The organism is Rhizobium sullae (assembly GCF_025200715.1).
GTDB classification, from domain to species: Bacteria; Pseudomonadota; Alphaproteobacteria; order Rhizobiales; family Rhizobiaceae; genus Rhizobium; species Rhizobium sullae.
This window is the reverse complement of the sequence record NZ_CP104143.1, coordinates 353861-369433: the sequence shown is the minus strand read 5'-3', so window position 1 is coordinate 369433 and position 15573 is coordinate 353861. Positions and strand designations below refer to the sequence as shown.

The 15573-nt window shown below is 61.1% G+C and carries 17 protein-coding genes and 1 pseudogene; 7 read left to right on the top strand and 11 right to left on the bottom strand.

Going from position 1 to position 15573, the window contains the following annotated elements; genetic code table 11:
- Positions 1 to 3 precede the first annotated feature (3 nt).
- The 3 genes from N2599_RS01835 to N2599_RS01825 are packed head-to-tail and all read left to right on the top strand — an operon-like array spanning position 4 to position 2635.
- A complete protein-coding gene (locus tag N2599_RS01835) occupies positions 4 to 756 on the top strand; it encodes a hypothetical protein (RefSeq protein ID WP_051336553.1) in 753 nt (250 codons plus the stop codon).
- Between the two features lie 8 nt (positions 757 to 764).
- Positions 765 to 1619 (top strand): peptidylprolyl isomerase, encoded by an 855-nt coding sequence (locus N2599_RS01830; protein ID WP_051336552.1) that lies wholly within the window; start codon positions 765 to 767, stop codon positions 1617 to 1619.
- The gene (locus N2599_RS01825; RefSeq protein ID WP_027509965.1) at positions 1616 to 2635 is read left to right on the top strand and encodes a HupE/UreJ family protein; all 1020 of its coding nucleotides are present in this window, start codon (positions 1616 to 1618) and stop codon (positions 2633 to 2635) included. The genes N2599_RS01830 and N2599_RS01825 overlap by 4 nt, the downstream gene beginning before the upstream one ends.
- Here the strand turns inward: N2599_RS01825 and N2599_RS01820 are convergent.
- The 3 genes and pseudogenes from N2599_RS01820 to N2599_RS01810 form a co-directional block, all read right to left on the bottom strand.
- Positions 2636 to 2897: pseudogene (locus N2599_RS01820) on the bottom strand (transporter); the annotation flags it as partial.
- A gap of 56 nt (positions 2898 to 2953) precedes the next feature.
- The gene (locus tag N2599_RS01815; RefSeq protein WP_037141871.1) at positions 2954 to 3742 is read right to left on the bottom strand and encodes a hypothetical protein; all 789 of its coding nucleotides are present in this window, start codon (positions 3740 to 3742) and stop codon (positions 2954 to 2956) included.
- Between the two features lie 45 nt (positions 3743 to 3787).
- Entirely contained in the window at positions 3788 to 5164 is a 1377-nt protein-coding gene (locus N2599_RS01810) for an alpha/beta hydrolase (RefSeq protein WP_084606449.1), read from the bottom strand.
- A gap of 471 nt (positions 5165 to 5635) precedes the next feature.
- On the opposite strand from N2599_RS01810, the gene pepT reads away from it, so the two are divergent.
- Positions 5636 to 6868, top strand: coding sequence for a peptidase T (pepT, locus tag N2599_RS01805; RefSeq protein ID WP_027509961.1), 1233 nt, complete (start codon positions 5636 to 5638; stop codon positions 6866 to 6868).
- Between the two features lie 24 nt (positions 6869 to 6892).
- Here the strand turns inward: pepT and N2599_RS01800 are convergent, their stop codons facing one another.
- The 6 genes from N2599_RS01800 to N2599_RS01775 all read right to left on the bottom strand — a co-directional run bounded on the left by N2599_RS01800 (position 6893) and on the right by N2599_RS01775 (position 11518).
- Positions 6893 to 8515 carry an ABC-F family ATP-binding cassette domain-containing protein gene (locus N2599_RS01800; protein ID WP_027509960.1) on the bottom strand — a complete coding sequence of 541 codons (1623 nt, stop codon included), beginning with the start codon at positions 8513 to 8515 and terminating at the stop codon, positions 6893 to 6895.
- A 177-nt stretch (positions 8516 to 8692) separates the two neighbouring features.
- A complete protein-coding gene (locus N2599_RS01795) occupies positions 8693 to 8857 on the bottom strand; it encodes a DUF1328 domain-containing protein (RefSeq protein ID WP_022717247.1) in 165 nt (54 codons plus the stop codon).
- A gap of 78 nt (positions 8858 to 8935) precedes the next feature.
- Positions 8936 to 9463: a hypothetical protein gene (locus N2599_RS01790; RefSeq protein WP_027509959.1), complete on the bottom strand. Its 528-nt coding sequence runs from the start codon at positions 9461 to 9463 to the stop codon at positions 8936 to 8938.
- 78 nt (positions 9464 to 9541) lie between these two features.
- The gene (locus tag N2599_RS01785) at positions 9542 to 10333 is read right to left on the bottom strand and encodes an anti-sigma factor family protein (protein WP_027509958.1); all 792 of its coding nucleotides are present in this window, start codon (positions 10331 to 10333) and stop codon (positions 9542 to 9544) included.
- A complete protein-coding gene (locus N2599_RS01780) occupies positions 10330 to 10935 on the bottom strand; it encodes an RNA polymerase sigma factor (RefSeq protein WP_027509957.1) in 606 nt (201 codons plus the stop codon). Before N2599_RS01780 ends, N2599_RS01785 begins: the two co-directional genes overlap by 4 nt.
- A 37-nt stretch (positions 10936 to 10972) precedes the next feature.
- Positions 10973 to 11518 (bottom strand): tetratricopeptide repeat protein, encoded by a 546-nt coding sequence (locus N2599_RS01775; RefSeq protein ID WP_027509956.1) that lies wholly within the window; start codon positions 11516 to 11518, stop codon positions 10973 to 10975.
- Positions 11519 to 11687: 169 nt separating this feature from the next.
- Here N2599_RS01775 and N2599_RS01770 point away from each other — a divergent pair, with 169 nt between their 5' ends.
- From N2599_RS01770 to N2599_RS01760, 3 genes are all read left to right on the top strand, one after another.
- On the top strand, positions 11688 to 12740 hold the full coding sequence (locus N2599_RS01770) for a type III polyketide synthase (protein ID WP_027509955.1): 1053 nt from the start codon (positions 11688 to 11690) through the stop codon (positions 12738 to 12740).
- Positions 12737 to 13240: an isoprenylcysteine carboxyl methyltransferase family protein gene (locus N2599_RS01765; protein ID WP_027509954.1), complete on the top strand. Its 504-nt coding sequence runs from the start codon at positions 12737 to 12739 to the stop codon at positions 13238 to 13240. Before N2599_RS01770 ends, N2599_RS01765 begins: the two co-directional genes overlap by 4 nt.
- A gap of 77 nt (positions 13241 to 13317) precedes the next feature.
- The gene (locus tag N2599_RS01760) at positions 13318 to 14565 is read left to right on the top strand and encodes an NAD(P)/FAD-dependent oxidoreductase (protein ID WP_027509953.1); all 1248 of its coding nucleotides are present in this window, start codon (positions 13318 to 13320) and stop codon (positions 14563 to 14565) included.
- 24 nt (positions 14566 to 14589) lie between these two features.
- Here N2599_RS01760 and N2599_RS01755 read toward each other — a convergent pair whose 3' ends face one another.
- Both N2599_RS01755 and N2599_RS01750 read right to left on the bottom strand, forming a co-directional pair.
- Positions 14590 to 14979 (bottom strand): ester cyclase, encoded by a 390-nt coding sequence (locus tag N2599_RS01755; protein ID WP_027509952.1) that lies wholly within the window; start codon positions 14977 to 14979, stop codon positions 14590 to 14592.
- Positions 14980 to 15017: 38 nt separating this feature from the next.
- Entirely contained in the window at positions 15018 to 15551 is a 534-nt protein-coding gene (locus N2599_RS01750) for a gluconokinase (RefSeq protein WP_027509951.1), read from the bottom strand.
- Positions 15552 to 15573: the final 22 nt, after the last annotated feature.

The window sequence follows — 15573 nt, the reverse complement described above, 5'->3', positions numbered from 1 at the left end:
GCCATGTGGAAAAATGCTCCAGCAAGCACGGTCCCACGTCACCGACGGTGGTCCCGGCTGCTCGCGACGGCGGCTCTTCTCGCCGCCGTCGCCCCGCCCTCCGCTGCCGCTTGCGGCTATGAAAACCCCAACGATATAGCCCTCGGCCTGCTGAACTGGGTTTTTCCGAAGTCGCTCTATGTACGCACCGCGGTCTCCCAGGCAGAGCAGGCCGGCATGCTGCCGCCGCGCCCAGAGAATCCAGCAAAAAGGGATCTGTTCGGGAGCGGATTCCGCCGGGCCGCCGAGAGCATGACCGGACTCGGCGCGCGGATGAACGCCGCCGCTTCGGCGACCGGCAAGAGCCCGAGCTTCTCGGTCGTGCTGATACCGGCCGTGATGTGGACAACTTACACGCCGACGGAAGGGGGCTATTCCGTCCACGTCCATGCCGACGGGCCGGCGAAGGGCGATATTGTCATCGTAACGGACGAAAAGGTCGTCCGCGCGCTTGTCGATGGATCGTTCGATTCCGCCGCTGCAGAAAGACACGGCCTGGTTCGGTTCTATGGTTCGGCGAACGGCCAGGATCAGGTCCGAGCGGCGCTTGCAGCCCCGCCGACGGCGTTACGCCGGCTGGGCGATCACGGCATGCCGGCGCTGCAGGCAGAGGAATCCGACCCGCTCTACTGTGGACCAGGCGACCACGACGTGTTGATTCTGCAGGCGGGGGAACCCGCCCGGCTGTACTCGTTGCCTTCGGTCGAGCAGAAATGAGGAATGTCATGAAGCTGCTGCGCGAACCGCTGCTGCATTTCCTCGTCATCGGCGCGGTCCTCTTCGGAGTGTACCAATGGGCGACCGGTGACGAGACGGCTCCGGACGAGATCGTCGTCAGCGCCGGCCAGATCGCCAGTCTGCAGGCGATCTTCAGCCAGACCTGGCAGCGGCGGCCCACGGCCAAGGAAACGGAAGCACTGGTGGATGAATACATCCGCGACGATGTTTTCTATCGCGAGGGCATCGCCATGGGCCTCGACCGCGACGACGCCATTGTCCGCCGCCGGATACGGCAGAAGATGGAGTTCGTCGCCGACCTCGCCGCCGATGTCCAACCGACCGACGCCGAATTGAGGGCGTTTGTGGCCGATCATCCGGATCGGTTCAGCGGCAAGCCAAGCGTATCCTTCACGCAGGTCTACTTCCCGTCAGGCGCGCAAGCAGCAAACGAAGTAGAGGTGGAACGTTTGCGCCTGGCCCTGGATGCAGGGACAACGGACGCCTCGACGGCCGGCAGCCCGTTGCTCGCAGGTTCCGATTTCCGTGACCTGACGAAGTCGGAAGTGGCGCAGACATTTGGGGCTGATTTCGCAGCTTGGATCGACCGCGCCACGCCAGGTACCTGGCAGGGCCCAGTAATCTCGGGGTACGGCACGCATCTGGTACGGGTCAGCGAGCGTGTCGAAGCGCGCGAACTCCCGTTCGAGCAAGTCCGCGACGCCGCGCGCAGGGAATGGCTCCATGCCCGCAAGGTCGCGGCCAACGATGCCCTCTACAAGAAACTTCGGTCTCGCTACGTCATCAAGGTCGAGAAAATGCCAGGCGCCTCTACAGAGACAATTGTTGGGGTGGCGGAATGATCCGCCTGCTGGGAGTCGTCTTTCTTCTCTTGGCCGCCGCGATCTCCGGACAGGCGCAAGCTCATGATCTGCGCCCAGCCTATCTCGCCATCACCGAAAGCACGCCTGATGTCTATGCGGTCACCTGGAAGGCGCCGGCACTAGGCGAGCGGCGGCTTGCGATCTATCCGCGGCTGCCCAAGAGCGCGGTCGAAGCGACGCAACGCGATGGTACTTTCCTGAGCGATGCCTACGTCGAGCGGTGGACCGTTCATGCCCCAACCGGCTTCGCCGGCGAAATAATAACGATCGACGGTCTTCCCGAGAGCCGAACCGATGTCCTGGTGCGCATCGAGAGACTGAACGGAGACACCAGTACGGCGCGCCTGACGCCGGCAAGCCCTTCCTTCGAGGTTCCGGCTTCGATGGGGTTGAGGAAGGTGGCCGCCGCCTATCTCGGGTTCGGGGTCGAGCACATCATCTTTGGCGTCGACCATCTTATTTTCGTTCTGGCGCTGATCATGCTGGTGCGGGGGTGGAAGGACATATGTCTTACTGTGACCGCCTTCACCGTCGCCCACAGCATCACGCTTGGCGCGGCGACGCTCGGCTACCTCAATGTGCCGGGACCGCCGGTCGAGGCCGCGATCGCGCTCAGCATAGCTCTCGTTGCCGTCGAGATCGTGAATGTCAACAGAGGTCAGGAGAGCCTCGCTGCTCGCATTCCGTGGCTCATCGCCTTTGCTTTTGGCCTGCTGCACGGGCTTGGCTTCGCCGGCGCGCTGAGCGAGGTCGGGTTGCCGAACCACGCCATCCCGGTCGCGTTGCTATTTTTCAATGTTGGAGTGGAGCTTGGGCAGCTCCTCTTCATCGCGATCGTGATGGCTCTGTTCGCGATCCTGCGCCGGCCTTGGGTTCGCGTCGTCCGTCCGGACGCAAGCTGGTCGCACTCTATGCCACTGGTTGTCGGAGCCTACTGCATCGGTGGCGTGGCTTCGTTTTGGTTGATCGAGCGCGTCTACGGATTTTGGACATGAAGGAAGGATGGTGCGCGAAATGACGTTCCAGTCTCGTTCAGCGATATGGAATGACCGGCTGGATATTGAGCGTCGCCTTATCGCCATCGAGGGGGCCATGGCCGTGGTCGCGGTTGAACTGAAAGGGTACGCTGATCAGCGATGCGATCGGGTTTGAAAGCTTCTTTGCGAGTTCAGTACTCGAATCCTGGGCATGAAGCGAACCCGCCCAAGCGATGAATACCGGCACAGAGGCGAGGTGCTTGAAGGACGTGATCGACATTGCTTCCCCTTTATCTGTGGACCCTTTTTCATTGGTGCTCCGCTTTGACCGGTGGGCTAAAACTTTATGGCCAGCCCCAGGATCGGTCCTTGCTGGACGACGTCGAAAATGAAACCGTCATCGCTATAATCAACTCCAAGCGCTCGATATCCGGCGATGGCTGAAATCCTGGCGTTGAAATCGTAGCCGACGCCCAAGGCTACATCCCAGTCGATGTCGGCTCCACCGCCGCCGACCAGTCCCCATCCCGTCAGATAGACCTCCGGCGTGAAGGAATACTTCCCGCGCAAGCCGACCATACCATCCACCCATGTGGCGCTGTCGCTTGTCTCGCCGGTGCCTAGGAAGCCGCCGCTGAACGAGAGTGTTGTGTCGACCGACCAGAGCCTCACGCCACCGACGACGTCCAGGTGTCCCGACGGGCCGTCAAGGACGGCGTAGCCCACGCCGAGCAGGCCCGCGAACGTCTTCGAAGTCACCTCGACATCGGTCGCCAGTACTCCGAATGGTGTTTCGCCGTCAGCGGAGAGCTTCGTATAGATAACGTCGCCGATGACGCTGAACCGGTCGTATCGGGCTTCCCCTGCCGCCATGAAGGCGAAATCGAGATTCTTCAGGATATCCCCGAAATCGGCATCGATGTGTACCGGGAGACCGAATTGCGCCGTATCGCCGGAGATGCCGGCCATCCAGAAATATGGAGCGATCGAAAAAGTCCAGCCATCCGCGGCTTCGGCTGGCTTTGGTTCCTGCGTCAGGAGAGGCGCTATGTCGGCCGCCTGGACACCGCCGCAAATCATGGCGGCGACAGCCGCGCAGTGCCCGAGTTTCAAACACTTCGTCATCGTCCTATCCCTTCTGTCGGAAGGCACCGCTGCCCCGTTGCTTCCTCAGTTCCGCGCCGGGCGGCATGCCGGATCCCGTGTCGCTGCCTGCTTCGATGTGCAATCGTTCACCGCAATCTTCTGCTCTCCACCGACGTGTCCAGCCATCCCGGGTACGTGGTGGGCGTAGTTGTCTCGGGTATCCGGATCCACCGCGGCGACCGGCGCGGCAAGGATCAGACCTGCGGCGTTGCCGGCCGCTGTCGCTACCCCCGTCGTTCCCGCAATGAGATGATCCCCAAGGCCCATCCGGCTGTCGGTCAGCGTCTGGCCCTCGGAGATGCGTGCGCCGATGAGCTGGACCACCTGCGGCGATTCTGCGAACTTGCTGTGGTGGAGACCGTCGCCGGCCTCCACCTTCGTCAGATCGATGACGGTGATGCTGTTGTCGGCCAGTTCCTGCTTGTACGGATCGGATTCAGGATCGATCGAGCCCAGCCGCGGGATGTCGCCCCAGACCCTGCGCGAAAAGGCCAGCGCGCGGTCATCGCGGGATACGAACAATGTGAATCGTGGCTGCCGCTTGCCCATGTCTTCGATCTGCGAGCGGAACACGTCGACATCGACGTCCGGAGCAGCAAGCATCACATTCTTGAACTTCGGGGGCAGACCACCGTTGCGGATCGCCATTTGGCGTAACCCTTCGAGGGCCAGCCAGTTGCCCATCGAATGCGCGAGGATAGAGACCTCCTTCACTTCCGGATCGGCGGCCAGATACTGAAACAATTTCTCCAGGGCGTTGCGCGTGTAATTGGTGCTTTCGCGGTCGTAGCCATATGCAAGCAAGCTACCCCGCGATGGCCACGTCACCAGCACAGGCGCACTCTTGACGCCTGAGTCATGAACGATCTGCGCGAAGCGGTAGACGGAGTCCTCGAAGCGGTTGTTGAACCCGTGGATGAAGACGAGCACGCTGCGATCGGGGCTCTTCTTCACCGCGGCATTGAGCCAGGTCTTTGCCTCCTCTTGGCTGATCTCTTCCGCCTTGAGCGTCGCGAAATCAGTCGCTGGATTGGAAGGAAGCCTCTTTGGCCAGGCGACATCGCCCACCTTGCGGATCGGAGGAATCGACACCGTGATGTCTGCGAACGCAGGCGCGCGCGCCCGCTCGCCCGTGAACATCTCTCCGGCATGCTCCGAGCGGCCACGCGTGGTGGTGATCAGCATGCTGACCCGGCTCGAACCAGGCGACGCGTCGGCAACGGGCGCCAACACGTGCTTTGGATGCCCGCCACATCCCGCAGGGACGATGAGCGCAACGCAAACCGACAGCCGCCGAAGACAACGGAGAGGCGATGATACGGTGACGCGGATGCCACCACTGCGTAGACTGCTCACGCTTCCCCCCGAGCCTAAGTCATGTTCATTGAGCGCAGCAAGCATCCCCAAGCCGTCTGCGCATTCGCAAAGACAAATCAGCTCTCTTCAAATAGCAAGTATTGCGGCAGAAGCACAGCAATACTTGCTCGTGCTGAGGCGACCGGCCCGGCCGTATTTCTTTGTCATCATTTCGTGCCGGTTACTTCCCGCAATTGCCTGACCACCTCTGCAAGCTGTGGACCGCCTAGCCGCAGGCTGGCAAGCGCCTCGGCATATTCCAGTCTCTCCGGAAAGCGTCTGAGCTTCAGTCCATACCTGACCGCGGTACGGAGCAGATCGCCGTCCGGCTCTCCAAGGTTGAGTTCATATTCGCACGGGTATTATGTAAGTCTACAATCTAAGATTTAATTTGAAAAGACTTACAAGCTATTCCTTTCTCGTGCAAAGCGCGCTGGAAATCAGAAATTCCTTCACCACGACGCGGATGAAGGTTACAGCAATCCATCGCTGACGATCATGCATTGGACCTCGCCCATGACCGACACTGTTACCGATCGCTTCCTCCGCTATGTCGTTATCGACACGCAATCGGATCCCGCATCGTCGACGCAGCCTTCCACCGAAAAGCAGAAGAACCTCGGCCGGATGCTGGTCGATGAACTGCTGGCAATTGGTCTTGCAGATGCGCATCTCGACGAGCACGGCTACGTCTACGCGACCATTCCGTCCAATGTAGACAAGCCGGTGCCGGTCATCTGCTTTTGCTCGCATATGGACACGGCGCCGGACTTCACCGGAACCAACGTCAGCCCGCAGATCGTGCGGAAGTATCGCGGCGGCGACATAAGGCTCTCAGGCGATCCGCAGCAGGTCATTCGCGTCAGCGACAATCCCGCGCTCAACGACCAGATCGGCAGCGATATCATCACCACCGACGGTACAACGCTGCTCGGCGCCGACGACAAGGCCGGCATTGCCGAGATCATGACGGCGGCGCAAATCCTGGTCGACAATCCGGATATCAAGCACGGGACGATCAAGATCCTCTTCACGCCGGACGAGGAAATCGGCCGTGGCGTCGACAAGGTCAATCTTGAAAAGCTCAGCGCCCGGTTCGCCTACACCATGGATGGCGAGACGGCCGGCCATGTCGAGGACGAGACATTCTCTGCTGATGGCGTCGAGATCGCCATTCAAGGCGTGGCCATCCATCCCGGCTTCGCCAAGGGAAAGATGGAGAACGCCATCAAGATCGCCGGCGCGATCATCAGCCGGCTGCCGAAGGATTTGGCACCGGAGACGACGGCGGGCAGAGAGGGATTCGTGCACCCGACGGGCGTCACGGGCTCAATGGAAAAGGCAGCCCTCAACCTCATCGTCCGTGATTTCAATGACGATGGCCTCGCGGCCAAGGAAGCCATGCTGGAGACGATCGTGAAGGAGATCATGGCGGACTATCCCGGCTCCTCCTACAGCTTCAAGGTCAAGCAGCAGTACCGTAATATGAAGGTGATCCTCGACCGTCATCCGGAGATCGTCGAGAACGCCGTCGAGGCCGTTCGGCGCGCAGGCATGGAGCCGGTACGCGGCAGCATTCGGGGCGGCACCGACGGCTCGCGGCTTTCGTTCATGGGCCTGCCCTGCCCCAACATCTTCGCCGGCGGCCACGCCTTCCACTCGCCGCTCGAATGGGTCAGTCGGCAGGACATGGAAAAGGCGGTGGCGACTCTCGTCGAACTGGCGAAAATCTGGGAAGAGCGCGCTTAATCGCACTCTTACTGCTCTCTTTACTCAACTGCGCAGGCCGGGCGCCTCATGGCCGGTGCGCGCCACGTATTCCGTGTAGCCGCCGCCAAATTGGTGAATGCCTTCTGGGGTCAGTTCCAGCACCCGATTGGACAGAGCGCCCAGGAAGTGCCGGTCGTGCGAGACGAACAGCATCGTGCCCTCGTACTCGGAGAGAGCCTTGATGAGCATTTCTTTGGTGTCCAGATCCAGGTGGTTCGTGGGCTCGTCCAGCACGAGGAGGTTCGGCGGATCGAAGAGCATCGTCGCCATGACGAGCCGCGCTTTCTCGCCGCCCGAGAGCACCCGGCATTTCTTCTCGACATCGTCGCCGGAAAATCCGAAGCAGCCCGCCAGAGCCCGCAATGAGCCCTGCCCTGCCTGCGGGAACTTATCTTCCAGCGACTGCAGTACGGTGCGTTCGCCTTCCAGAAGGTCCATGGCGTGCTGCGCGAAATATCCCATCTTCACGCTGGCGCCCAGCGCGACGCTTCCCTCGTCCGGCTCTGCCGAACCCGCAACCAGCTTCAGAAGCGTCGACTTTCCGGCACCGTTGATGCCCATGATGCACCAGCGCTCGCGGCGGCGAACCATGAAATCCAACCCCTCATAGATGGTTCGGCTGCCGTATTTCTTGTGCACGTTCTTCAGGTTGATAACATCCTCGCCCGAGCGCGGTGCCGGCAGAAACTCGAACGAGACGACCTGGCGGCGCTTGGGCGGTTCCACCCGGTCGATCTTCTCCAGCTTCTTCACGCGGCTCTGCACCTGCGAAGCATGCGAGGCGCGGGCCTTGAAGCGCTCGATGAACTTGATTTCCTTGGCGAGCATCGCCTGCTGGCGCTCGAACTGCGCCTGCTGCTGCTTCTCGTTCTGCGCCCGCTGCTGCTCGTAAAAAGCATAGTCGCCCGAGTAGCTGTTCAAGTTGCCGCCATCGATCTCGATGATCTTGGTGACGATGCGGTTCATGAACTCGCGGTCGTGCGAGGTCATCAGCAGCGCACCATCGTAACCTTTCAGGAACTCCTCCAGCCAGATGAGACTTTCCAGATCCAGATGGTTGCTGGGTTCGTCGAGCAGCATGGCGTCCGGGCGCATGAGAAGAATGCGGGCGAGCGCCACACGCATCTTCCAGCCGCCCGACAGCGCACCGACATCACCGTCCATCATTTCCTGGCTGAAGCTCAGACCGGCCAGTACTTCGCGTGCGCGTCCTTCGAGAGCGTAGCCGTCCAGTTCCTCGTAGCGCGCCTGCACCTCGCCGTAGCGCTCGATGATCACATCCATGTCGTCGGCTTGTTCGGGATCCGACATGGCAGCCTCGAGCTCCCGCAATTCGGCCGCAACGATGCTCACGGGGCCGGCACCGTCCATCACCTCGGAAACGGCGCTGCGGCCCTCCATCTCGCCGACATCCTGGTTGAAGTAGCCGATGGTCACGCCCTTATCGGCAGAAACTTGCCCTTCATCAGGCTGCTCCTCCTGCGTGATCATCCGGAAAAGGGTCGTCTTGCCGGCGCCGTTCGGACCGACGAGACCGACCTTCTCGCCTCTGTTGAGCGCTGCGGTCGCCTCGATGAAGAGGATGCGGTGGCTGTTCTGCTTGCTGATGTTTTCGATACGAATCATATGCGGATAAGGACCCAGAAAAGTTTTTCGGAGGCCTTATGCCACGGGTTGCAGGGTCTGTCGCAAACTTTCGGCATCAAAATCTGTTTGAGATGCCGGATGGCGGCATCGCGCCTCATCGATACAAAAAACCCGGCGCCGCGGCACCGGGTTTTTTCAACGTCTCATTTCGTCGCACTATTCGCGGCGCATCAGGCGCATGACGAGCGATACGACGAACAGCACCAGGAATATGAAGAAAAGAACCTGTGCTATGGAAGCCGAAGCGCCTGCGATGCCGCCAAATCCAAGAACGCCGGCGATCAGGGCTACGACGAGAAATACCAAAGCATAGTAAAGCATGGTGAACTCCTCTTTCGATTCTGACCTATCAACGGGTATCCTTGGCAATTGGTTCCAGAACGCCGGGTTTCAGGGGCATCAGCCAAACTGGAGGAGACGCTGATGCGAGCCGTCACCTTGGTCGGGGGCGGGCGGCTCGGCTGCTTCTAGGTAGAACTTCACGGGCGCGGTCAGCACGAACCAGATGCATGCGCCTGTCATGAAGGCTGATCCGACCGGATCGTCGATGCGTGTTGCGAACGGCAGCCCGGCCGAGGCGAAGAGAACGGTCATCCGCAGAGACCATTCCGCCTCACGCTTGCTGATCGCTCGGGCTCGGAGCGATTTGTAGCGCCGCGCGTCATAGCCGCCGCTTCCCACGCATGCGGAGGAAGCCAGCTTCCAGATGGACGGCAGAGCCAGCATGAACAATGCTGCAAGGCTGAGGGCAAGGGGCTGACTCGAGAGATGGTACCGGCTTGCGATTGCTAGGAAGGAAAGCGCCGCCAGGTTCCACACCGGCTCCAAACGCTCCGGATGCTGTGCCGTGTAGACATGCCAAACCCGCAGCGTGCGCGCCGCGCCGGAAAGCAGCGGCTCGTCGATATAACGATTGATCCAATCCATGCTGAAATGCCGGTCCCTGTCGCATCGAGATGATCGGCAACACCATGCAATCTCGTCATCATGATGGCGGCACGGCATTCATGCCGTCAATTTTGACCTGAGGTTATCGACGATTTCCTGCATGCGGTCTGCCGGGGCATGGCCGATCAGCATGAAGGCATGGCTCCGGCTGGACCAGTAGATGACGTTCATGCCATTGCGGCCCTCAATGTCTGGCGTCTTTTCGCCCTTGTCCGAGCGGATGATGCAGAGCGCCATCGGGCCGGTCTCGGGATCAAGATAGGCAATCTGCGCAAGCGGTTTTTCGTCATATTCCAGGAGCAGTACGCGCTTGAAGTCGACCCCCTGCAATGCAACCATACCGGGAGAAAGTGCAAGGCCGAGCTTTCGGTCGATCTGGGCAAGCTGAATGCTCTGCACATCGGCAGGCGGAACGGGACCTGCCAGCGTGTCCGGCGTGTAGAGCGAGATATATTCGGCAACGACAGCGCGCCATTCGGCCCCCTCGTCCTTCGATAGGTTGCGGCTGATGCCGAGATAGGCGCGGTCTGCAATGACGCCGGCGACGACCGAGGCGGCCAGAGCGCCGAGAAAGCCGCGTCGGCTCATAAAGCTAGGCGCTTTGCCTTCCTGCTTCGAGAGGATCGCGGCAAGCATCGATTCCAGGCTGGCTTGGGGTGCCGCAGCAAGTAGCGGAGCAAAGGAATCCTTGAACGGCAGGTTGCTGCGAGACAGGAATTCCAGCCGCGCGGCCACGCGTTCGTCGGCATTAAGGAGCGCTTCGATGCGCGCGGCATCCTGCGGCGGAAGTTCGCCGTCGATGAAGGCAGTCAGCTCTTCGTCAGAGGGTATGTTGATGTCGTTGCTCATTGCCGTCCCTCGTCCGAAATGGCGCCGGAAAGCGTCGCACGCGCTGCCGCCAGCCGGCTCATCACCGTTCCGATCGGTATAGCCAATACATCCGCCACCTCGCGATAGGAGAGCCCTTCCACATAGGCGAGGAAGACGGCGCTGCGCTGTGCTTCCGGAAGCGCATGCACCTGCCGCAGCACCTGGTTTGCCATGACATGCGTTTCGGTGTCGCGGGCTCCGTCGAAGACCAGCGCTTCCTCCGGAGCAGCGAAACCCGCGCCTTGGCGAACCTTGCGGGAGCGGATCTCGTTCAGCCAGATCGAATGCAGGATCGAAAACAGCCAGCGATCGAGCCGCGTTCCCTGTTCGAATTGCCCGCCGCGTTCCAGCGCCCGGACGCAGGTCTGCTGCACGAGGTCGTCGGCCACATCGCGCTGCCGCGAGAGCACGAGACCATAGCGCCAGAGCCTGGCAAGGTTCTCCGTCAGGCCTTTCCTGATATCCGCTTCGCTCGCGATGGCCGCCTCCGCCCCAGTTCCTCCTCCGGGGATCGCCAACCGAAGCGGCGATCCCGTTTCCAGACGACTATAGGCAGGAAATGTGGTGCGCGCGACCGGCATTCGATTATCTCTCCTTGCCGCCCCGCGCCGCCTCGATTCAGATCTTCGACGGATCGAGGATCACGGCGTTGAGATCCTGATATTCCTCGCAGCCCGTGCCGCAGATCGCCTTGATCATGTTCAGCTGCTCCTTGGCGAGATCGACGCGGCCTTTGACGACGTAGGCTTCGCCGAGATATTCACGGACCTTCGCATATTGCGGATCGAGCTTTACCGACTGAAGGTAATAGGAGATGCCTTCATCTGTGCGGCCGAGCTTGCGGGTGGCATAGCCGCGATAATTCAGCACTTCCGCATTGTTCTGATCCTTGACGGTGTCGAGCATGGCCAGCGCTTCTTCGTATCGGCCAGCCTTCGCCAGCGAATAGGCATAGTCGGTACGGTTCTCATCCGTCACATTGGCGCTCTGCTGCCTCACACACTGCTTCGACCTCTTGTCATAGATCTGACCTTTCTTGCAGGTGGGTGTGCCCGCGCCGCCGCCACCACCGCCGCCGACGGCGAAGACCGGGGTGGGAAGCATGGAAGCGGCGATGCAGCCGCCGAGGACGAGAGAAGCGATACGGACAATCGTGGTCGTCATGGGATATCTCCGGGAAAATGACGTTGCCGCGAAAGAACACCCCTACCCCGCATTTTATTCGGGTGGCGCAAGGCATTTCCCATCACATTTTTGTGACGTCGGCCGCGGGAATAAATCGCCGTCAGAAGTGTTCTTCGTATTGCCGTCGGGGGGCAAAAAGGAGAATGCCGTGAACGATACGGTCAAATTTCTGAGCCTCGCCGTTGCCGTGCCCGAACACATCATCACGCAGACGGAAGCAGCCGAGGCATCGGCCCGCCTCTTTGCCGGCCGCTTCGAGGATTTTCGGCATCTTGCGAGCGTCTTCGACAATGCCGGCATCGCCAAGCGGCATGCCGCGCGGCCGCTTTCATGGTTCGATGAGCCGCATGGCTGGCAAGACCGGATGGAGGCCTATGCCGAGGTTTCGAGCCGCCTTTTCGTCGAAGCCGCGACCAAGGCGCTGCGCCAGGCCGATCTCAAGGCAAGCGACGTCGATTGCGTCGTCACCGTCTCCTCTACCGGGTTTATGACGCCGAGTCTGGATGCGCAGCTTGCAGAAAAGATAGGGTTCCGGGCGGATATAGAGCGCGTGCCGGTATTCGGGCTCGGCTGCGCCGCCGGCGTCTCGGGATTCGGCATCGCGTCGCGCCTGGCGAAGGGCAAACCGGGCAAGACCGTGCTCTTCGTGACGATCGAGCTTTGCACCCTCGCCTTTCGGCTGGACGAGCTGACGCGGCCCAATATCGTCGCAACCGCGCTCTTCGGCGATGGTGCCGCAGCATGCGTGCTTCGAAACGGCGGAGATGGCATAGCCGAAGTGGAATCGAGCGGCGAACATCTGTTTCCCGACACGCTCGACATCATGGGTTGGAAGATCGACGACACGGGCTTCGGCATCGTGCTTGCGCAGTCGCTGCCGCCCTTCGTGGAGACGGAGCTCGGTCCCGCTGTGGACGGGATACTCGCCCGCAATGGCCTTTCACGCCCGGACATCGGCCGCTTCATATGCCATCCGGGCGGGACCAAGGTGCTGGCGGCAATGGAAAGCGCGCTTTCGCTCGCGCCAGGTTCGCTGGATCACGAGCGCGCGGTGGTTTCCGATTATGGCAACATGTCCTCGCCGACCATGTTCTTCGTGCTGGAACGAGCGATCCGCGCGGGCCTGCCCGAACGCGCGGCGATGATCGCCATGGGACCAGGTTTCTCCGCGAGCTGCGTCACGCTGCGGAGAACTGCATGATGCCCGCCTCTATTGCGCTTCTGACCTTCGTCACGCTCCAGCGCCTCAGTGAGCTTGTCCTTGCCAGGCGCAATACGGCCGCGCTCTTTGCAAAAGGCGGACACGAGACCGGGGCAGAACATTACCCCTACATGGTCGCACTGCACGCGACCTGGATCGGCGGATTGTGGCTGCTTGCCACGGACAGGCCGATGAACTTTTTTTGGCTCGCCATCTTCCTGTTGCTGCAAGTCATCCGCCTCTGGGTGCTTGCCACTCTCAAGGAGCGGTGGACGACGCGGATCATCGTTCTGCCTGGGGCACCGCTCATCCGCAGCGGACCCTATCGCTTCATGCGGCATCCCAATTATGCGGTGGTCGCCGGCGAGATTGCGGTTCTGCCGCTTGCCTTCGGCATGCCGCTCTACGCAGCCGCTTTCACGATCCTGAACGCGCTCATGCTTGCCATTCGCATCCGGGCCGAAAATGCCGCACTCAAAACGGCAATGATTTTGAAATGAAATGCGATTTTTCAATTGCGCCTTCGCGATCCTAAGGGCATTTTCGACCCTTGGAATTCAGTGGGCTGCAAGAACAAATGACCAAGAACGCAATCGTGCTCGGTGCCGGCATCATCGGTGTCTCGGCCGCAATTCATCTGCAACGGCGTGGGCGGCAGGTAACGCTGATCGACCGCAAGGATCCCGGCAGCGAGACCTCGTACGGCAATGCGGGATTGATCCAGCGTGAAGGTGTCGTGCCCTACGGCTTTCCCCAGCAGATCGGGCTGCTGCTGCGCTATGCGCTGAACAACCGCATCGACGCGCATTATCACCTGAAGGCGCTCCCAGGCCAGCTCGCCTTCCTTGCCCGCTATTGGTGGAACTCCAATCAACGACGCCACGAGATGATCACCCGCGCCTATGCGCCGCTGATCGAGAACTCGATCCTAGAACACAAGGACCTGATCGAGGCGTCCCATGCAGAGCAGTTGATCCGGAAAGACGGCTGGATGAAGATCTTCCGGACCGAGGTAAGGCGCGACGAAGAGCTTGCCGAGGCCGGAAGCTGGCAGAAGGAATTCGGCGTCAGCTACGAAACGCTGTCTTCCGCGGACATTGCACGCATGGAGCCGAGCCTCATGCAGACCTTCGCCGGCGGCATTCGCTGGCGCGACCCCTGGTCGGTCCTTGACCCGCAGGCGCTGACTGCCGCCTACCGCGCCTATTTCGAAAGCCTTGGCGGCCGTTTTGTCATCGGCGATGCCGCTTCGCTCGGCCAGTCGGGTTCCGGCTGGAAAATCATGACGTCCGAAGGTTCGCTCGAGGCAGACGACGCGGTGATGGCGCTCGGCCCCTGGGCTGCGGTTGCCACCAAGCGGCTCGGCTATTCCTTCCCGCTTGGCGTCAAGCGCGGCTATCACATGCATTATGCCGCGGAAGGCAATGCGGTCCTCAACAACTGGACGCTCGATGCCGAGCGCGGTTATTTCCTCGCGCCTATGAACCGCGGCATCCGGCTGACCACGGGTGCGGAATTTGCCGCGCTCGACGCGCCGAAGACGCCGGTTCAGCTCGACCGCGCGGAAAAGGTCGCCCGCGCCGTCTTCCCGCTCGGACGCCGGCTCGATCCCGAGCCATGGATGGGTGCGCGTCCCTGCACGCCGGACATGATGCCGATCATCGGCAAGGCGCCGCTGCACAACGGCCTGTGGTTCGCCTTCGGTCATGCGCATCACGGCCTGACGCTCGGTCCGGTGACCGGCCGCGTGCTGGCGGAACTGATCACCGGAGAAACGCCGTTCATCAATATTTCCGCCTATTCGCCGCAGCGCTTCAATCCGTAGCGGCAGGACAACACGTGGCGAATTTCATCGGAGCTGTGCTTCGATCGCCGCCTTGTCGATGATCGACCATACCTCGTCGATCTTTTCCCGATCGAAGCGATAGAAGACGTTTTCGGTGAAAGTGACGCGCTTTCCGTTGACTGGAAGGCCGAGGAACGTACCCTGCGGCGTGCAATCGAAAGCGAGCCGGCTAGCGACAAGGGGCGGGTCGGATGTGAGCAGTTGGACGTCGAAACGAAGGTCGGGGATCTCCTGGAAATCCCGCGCCAGCATCGCCTGATAGCCTGGCAGGCCGAGCTGCCGGCCATTGTGGCGCACGCGGTCGCCGACGAAGCGCCCCAGCCGATGCCAGTCCTGCGCATTGAGACACGCGAGGTAATCGCGATAGATCGCTGAAAGTTCATCTTTGCTCAACGCGAGTCCTCCGGCTCTGGCTTCTGCGGCGGCCGTAGTCAGGAAACGCCGAGCGGCGCGAGCTTCTTTCGAGCCTCTTCGGCAATGCCTTCGACTGTGTCATCGATATCGACGGTCACTACACCAGGTTCGCCCGTTGGCGCTTCCAGCGTTTCGAGCTGGCTTTCAAGCAGGGACGACGGCATGAAGTGCCCCTTGCGATGCCCCATCCGCTCGGCCAGCAGTTCCCTCGAGCCTTCGAGATAGACGAAAAATAGATTGCCGCCGGCCGCAGCGCGCAGGCGCTCACGATAGAGGCGCTTCAGCGCCGAGCATGTGACGATGACACCCTCGCCTTTTGCTAGGGCGTCCTTCATGGCTTCGCCAATGAGATCGAGCCAAGGCATGCGATCCGCATCGCTCAATGGAATGCCTTTCGACATTTTCTCGACGTTGGATGCCGGATGAAGCTGGTCGCCTTCGATGAAGCGGAGGCTCAGCGCCTCCGCCAGCTTCTCGCCGATCGAGGATTTTCCGGAGCCGCTGACGCCCATGACAATGATTGCGTGGGCCTGGTTCGTCCGCTCCGGCATTTCAGTCCTCCGTCGTCGCCTG

Bases quoted from the DNA above. Each gene is read 5' to 3' on its own strand.
- N2599_RS01835 (WP_051336553.1), top strand. From the start codon at position 4: ATGTGGAAAAATGCTCCAGCAAGCACGGTCCCACGTCACCGACGGTGG.
- N2599_RS01765 (WP_027509954.1), top strand. From the start codon at position 12,737: ATGATGCCCGCCTCTATTGCGCTTCTGACCTTCGTCACGCTCCAGCGC.
- N2599_RS01790 (WP_027509959.1), bottom strand. From the start codon at position 9,463: ATGGATTGGATCAATCGTTATATCGACGAGCCGCTGCTTTCCGGCGCG.
- N2599_RS01800 (WP_027509960.1), bottom strand. From the start codon at position 8,515: ATGATTCGTATCGAAAACATCAGCAAGCAGAACAGCCACCGCATCCTC.
- N2599_RS01795 (WP_022717247.1), bottom strand. From the start codon at position 8,857: ATGCTTTACTATGCTTTGGTATTTCTCGTCGTAGCCCTGATCGCCGGC.
- N2599_RS01750 (WP_027509951.1), bottom strand. From the start codon at position 15,551: ATGCCGGAGCGGACGAACCAGGCCCACGCAATCATTGTCATGGGCGTC.
- N2599_RS01825 (WP_027509965.1), top strand. From the start codon at position 1,616: ATGATCCGCCTGCTGGGAGTCGTCTTTCTTCTCTTGGCCGCCGCGATC.
- pepT (WP_027509961.1), top strand. From the start codon at position 5,636: ATGACCGACACTGTTACCGATCGCTTCCTCCGCTATGTCGTTATCGAC.
- N2599_RS01760 (WP_027509953.1), top strand. From the start codon at position 13,318: ATGACCAAGAACGCAATCGTGCTCGGTGCCGGCATCATCGGTGTCTCG.
- N2599_RS01830 (WP_051336552.1), top strand. From the start codon at position 765: ATGAAGCTGCTGCGCGAACCGCTGCTGCATTTCCTCGTCATCGGCGCG.
- N2599_RS01780 (WP_027509957.1), bottom strand. From the start codon at position 10,935: ATGCCGGTCGCGCGCACCACATTTCCTGCCTATAGTCGTCTGGAAACG.
- N2599_RS01785 (WP_027509958.1), bottom strand. From the start codon at position 10,333: ATGAGCAACGACATCAACATACCCTCTGACGAAGAGCTGACTGCCTTC.
- N2599_RS01810 (WP_084606449.1), bottom strand. From the start codon at position 5,164: ATGCTTGCTGCGCTCAATGAACATGACTTAGGCTCGGGGGGAAGCGTG.
- N2599_RS01775 (WP_027509956.1), bottom strand. From the start codon at position 11,518: ATGACGACCACGATTGTCCGTATCGCTTCTCTCGTCCTCGGCGGCTGC.
- N2599_RS01815 (WP_037141871.1), bottom strand. From the start codon at position 3,742: ATGACGAAGTGTTTGAAACTCGGGCACTGCGCGGCTGTCGCCGCCATG.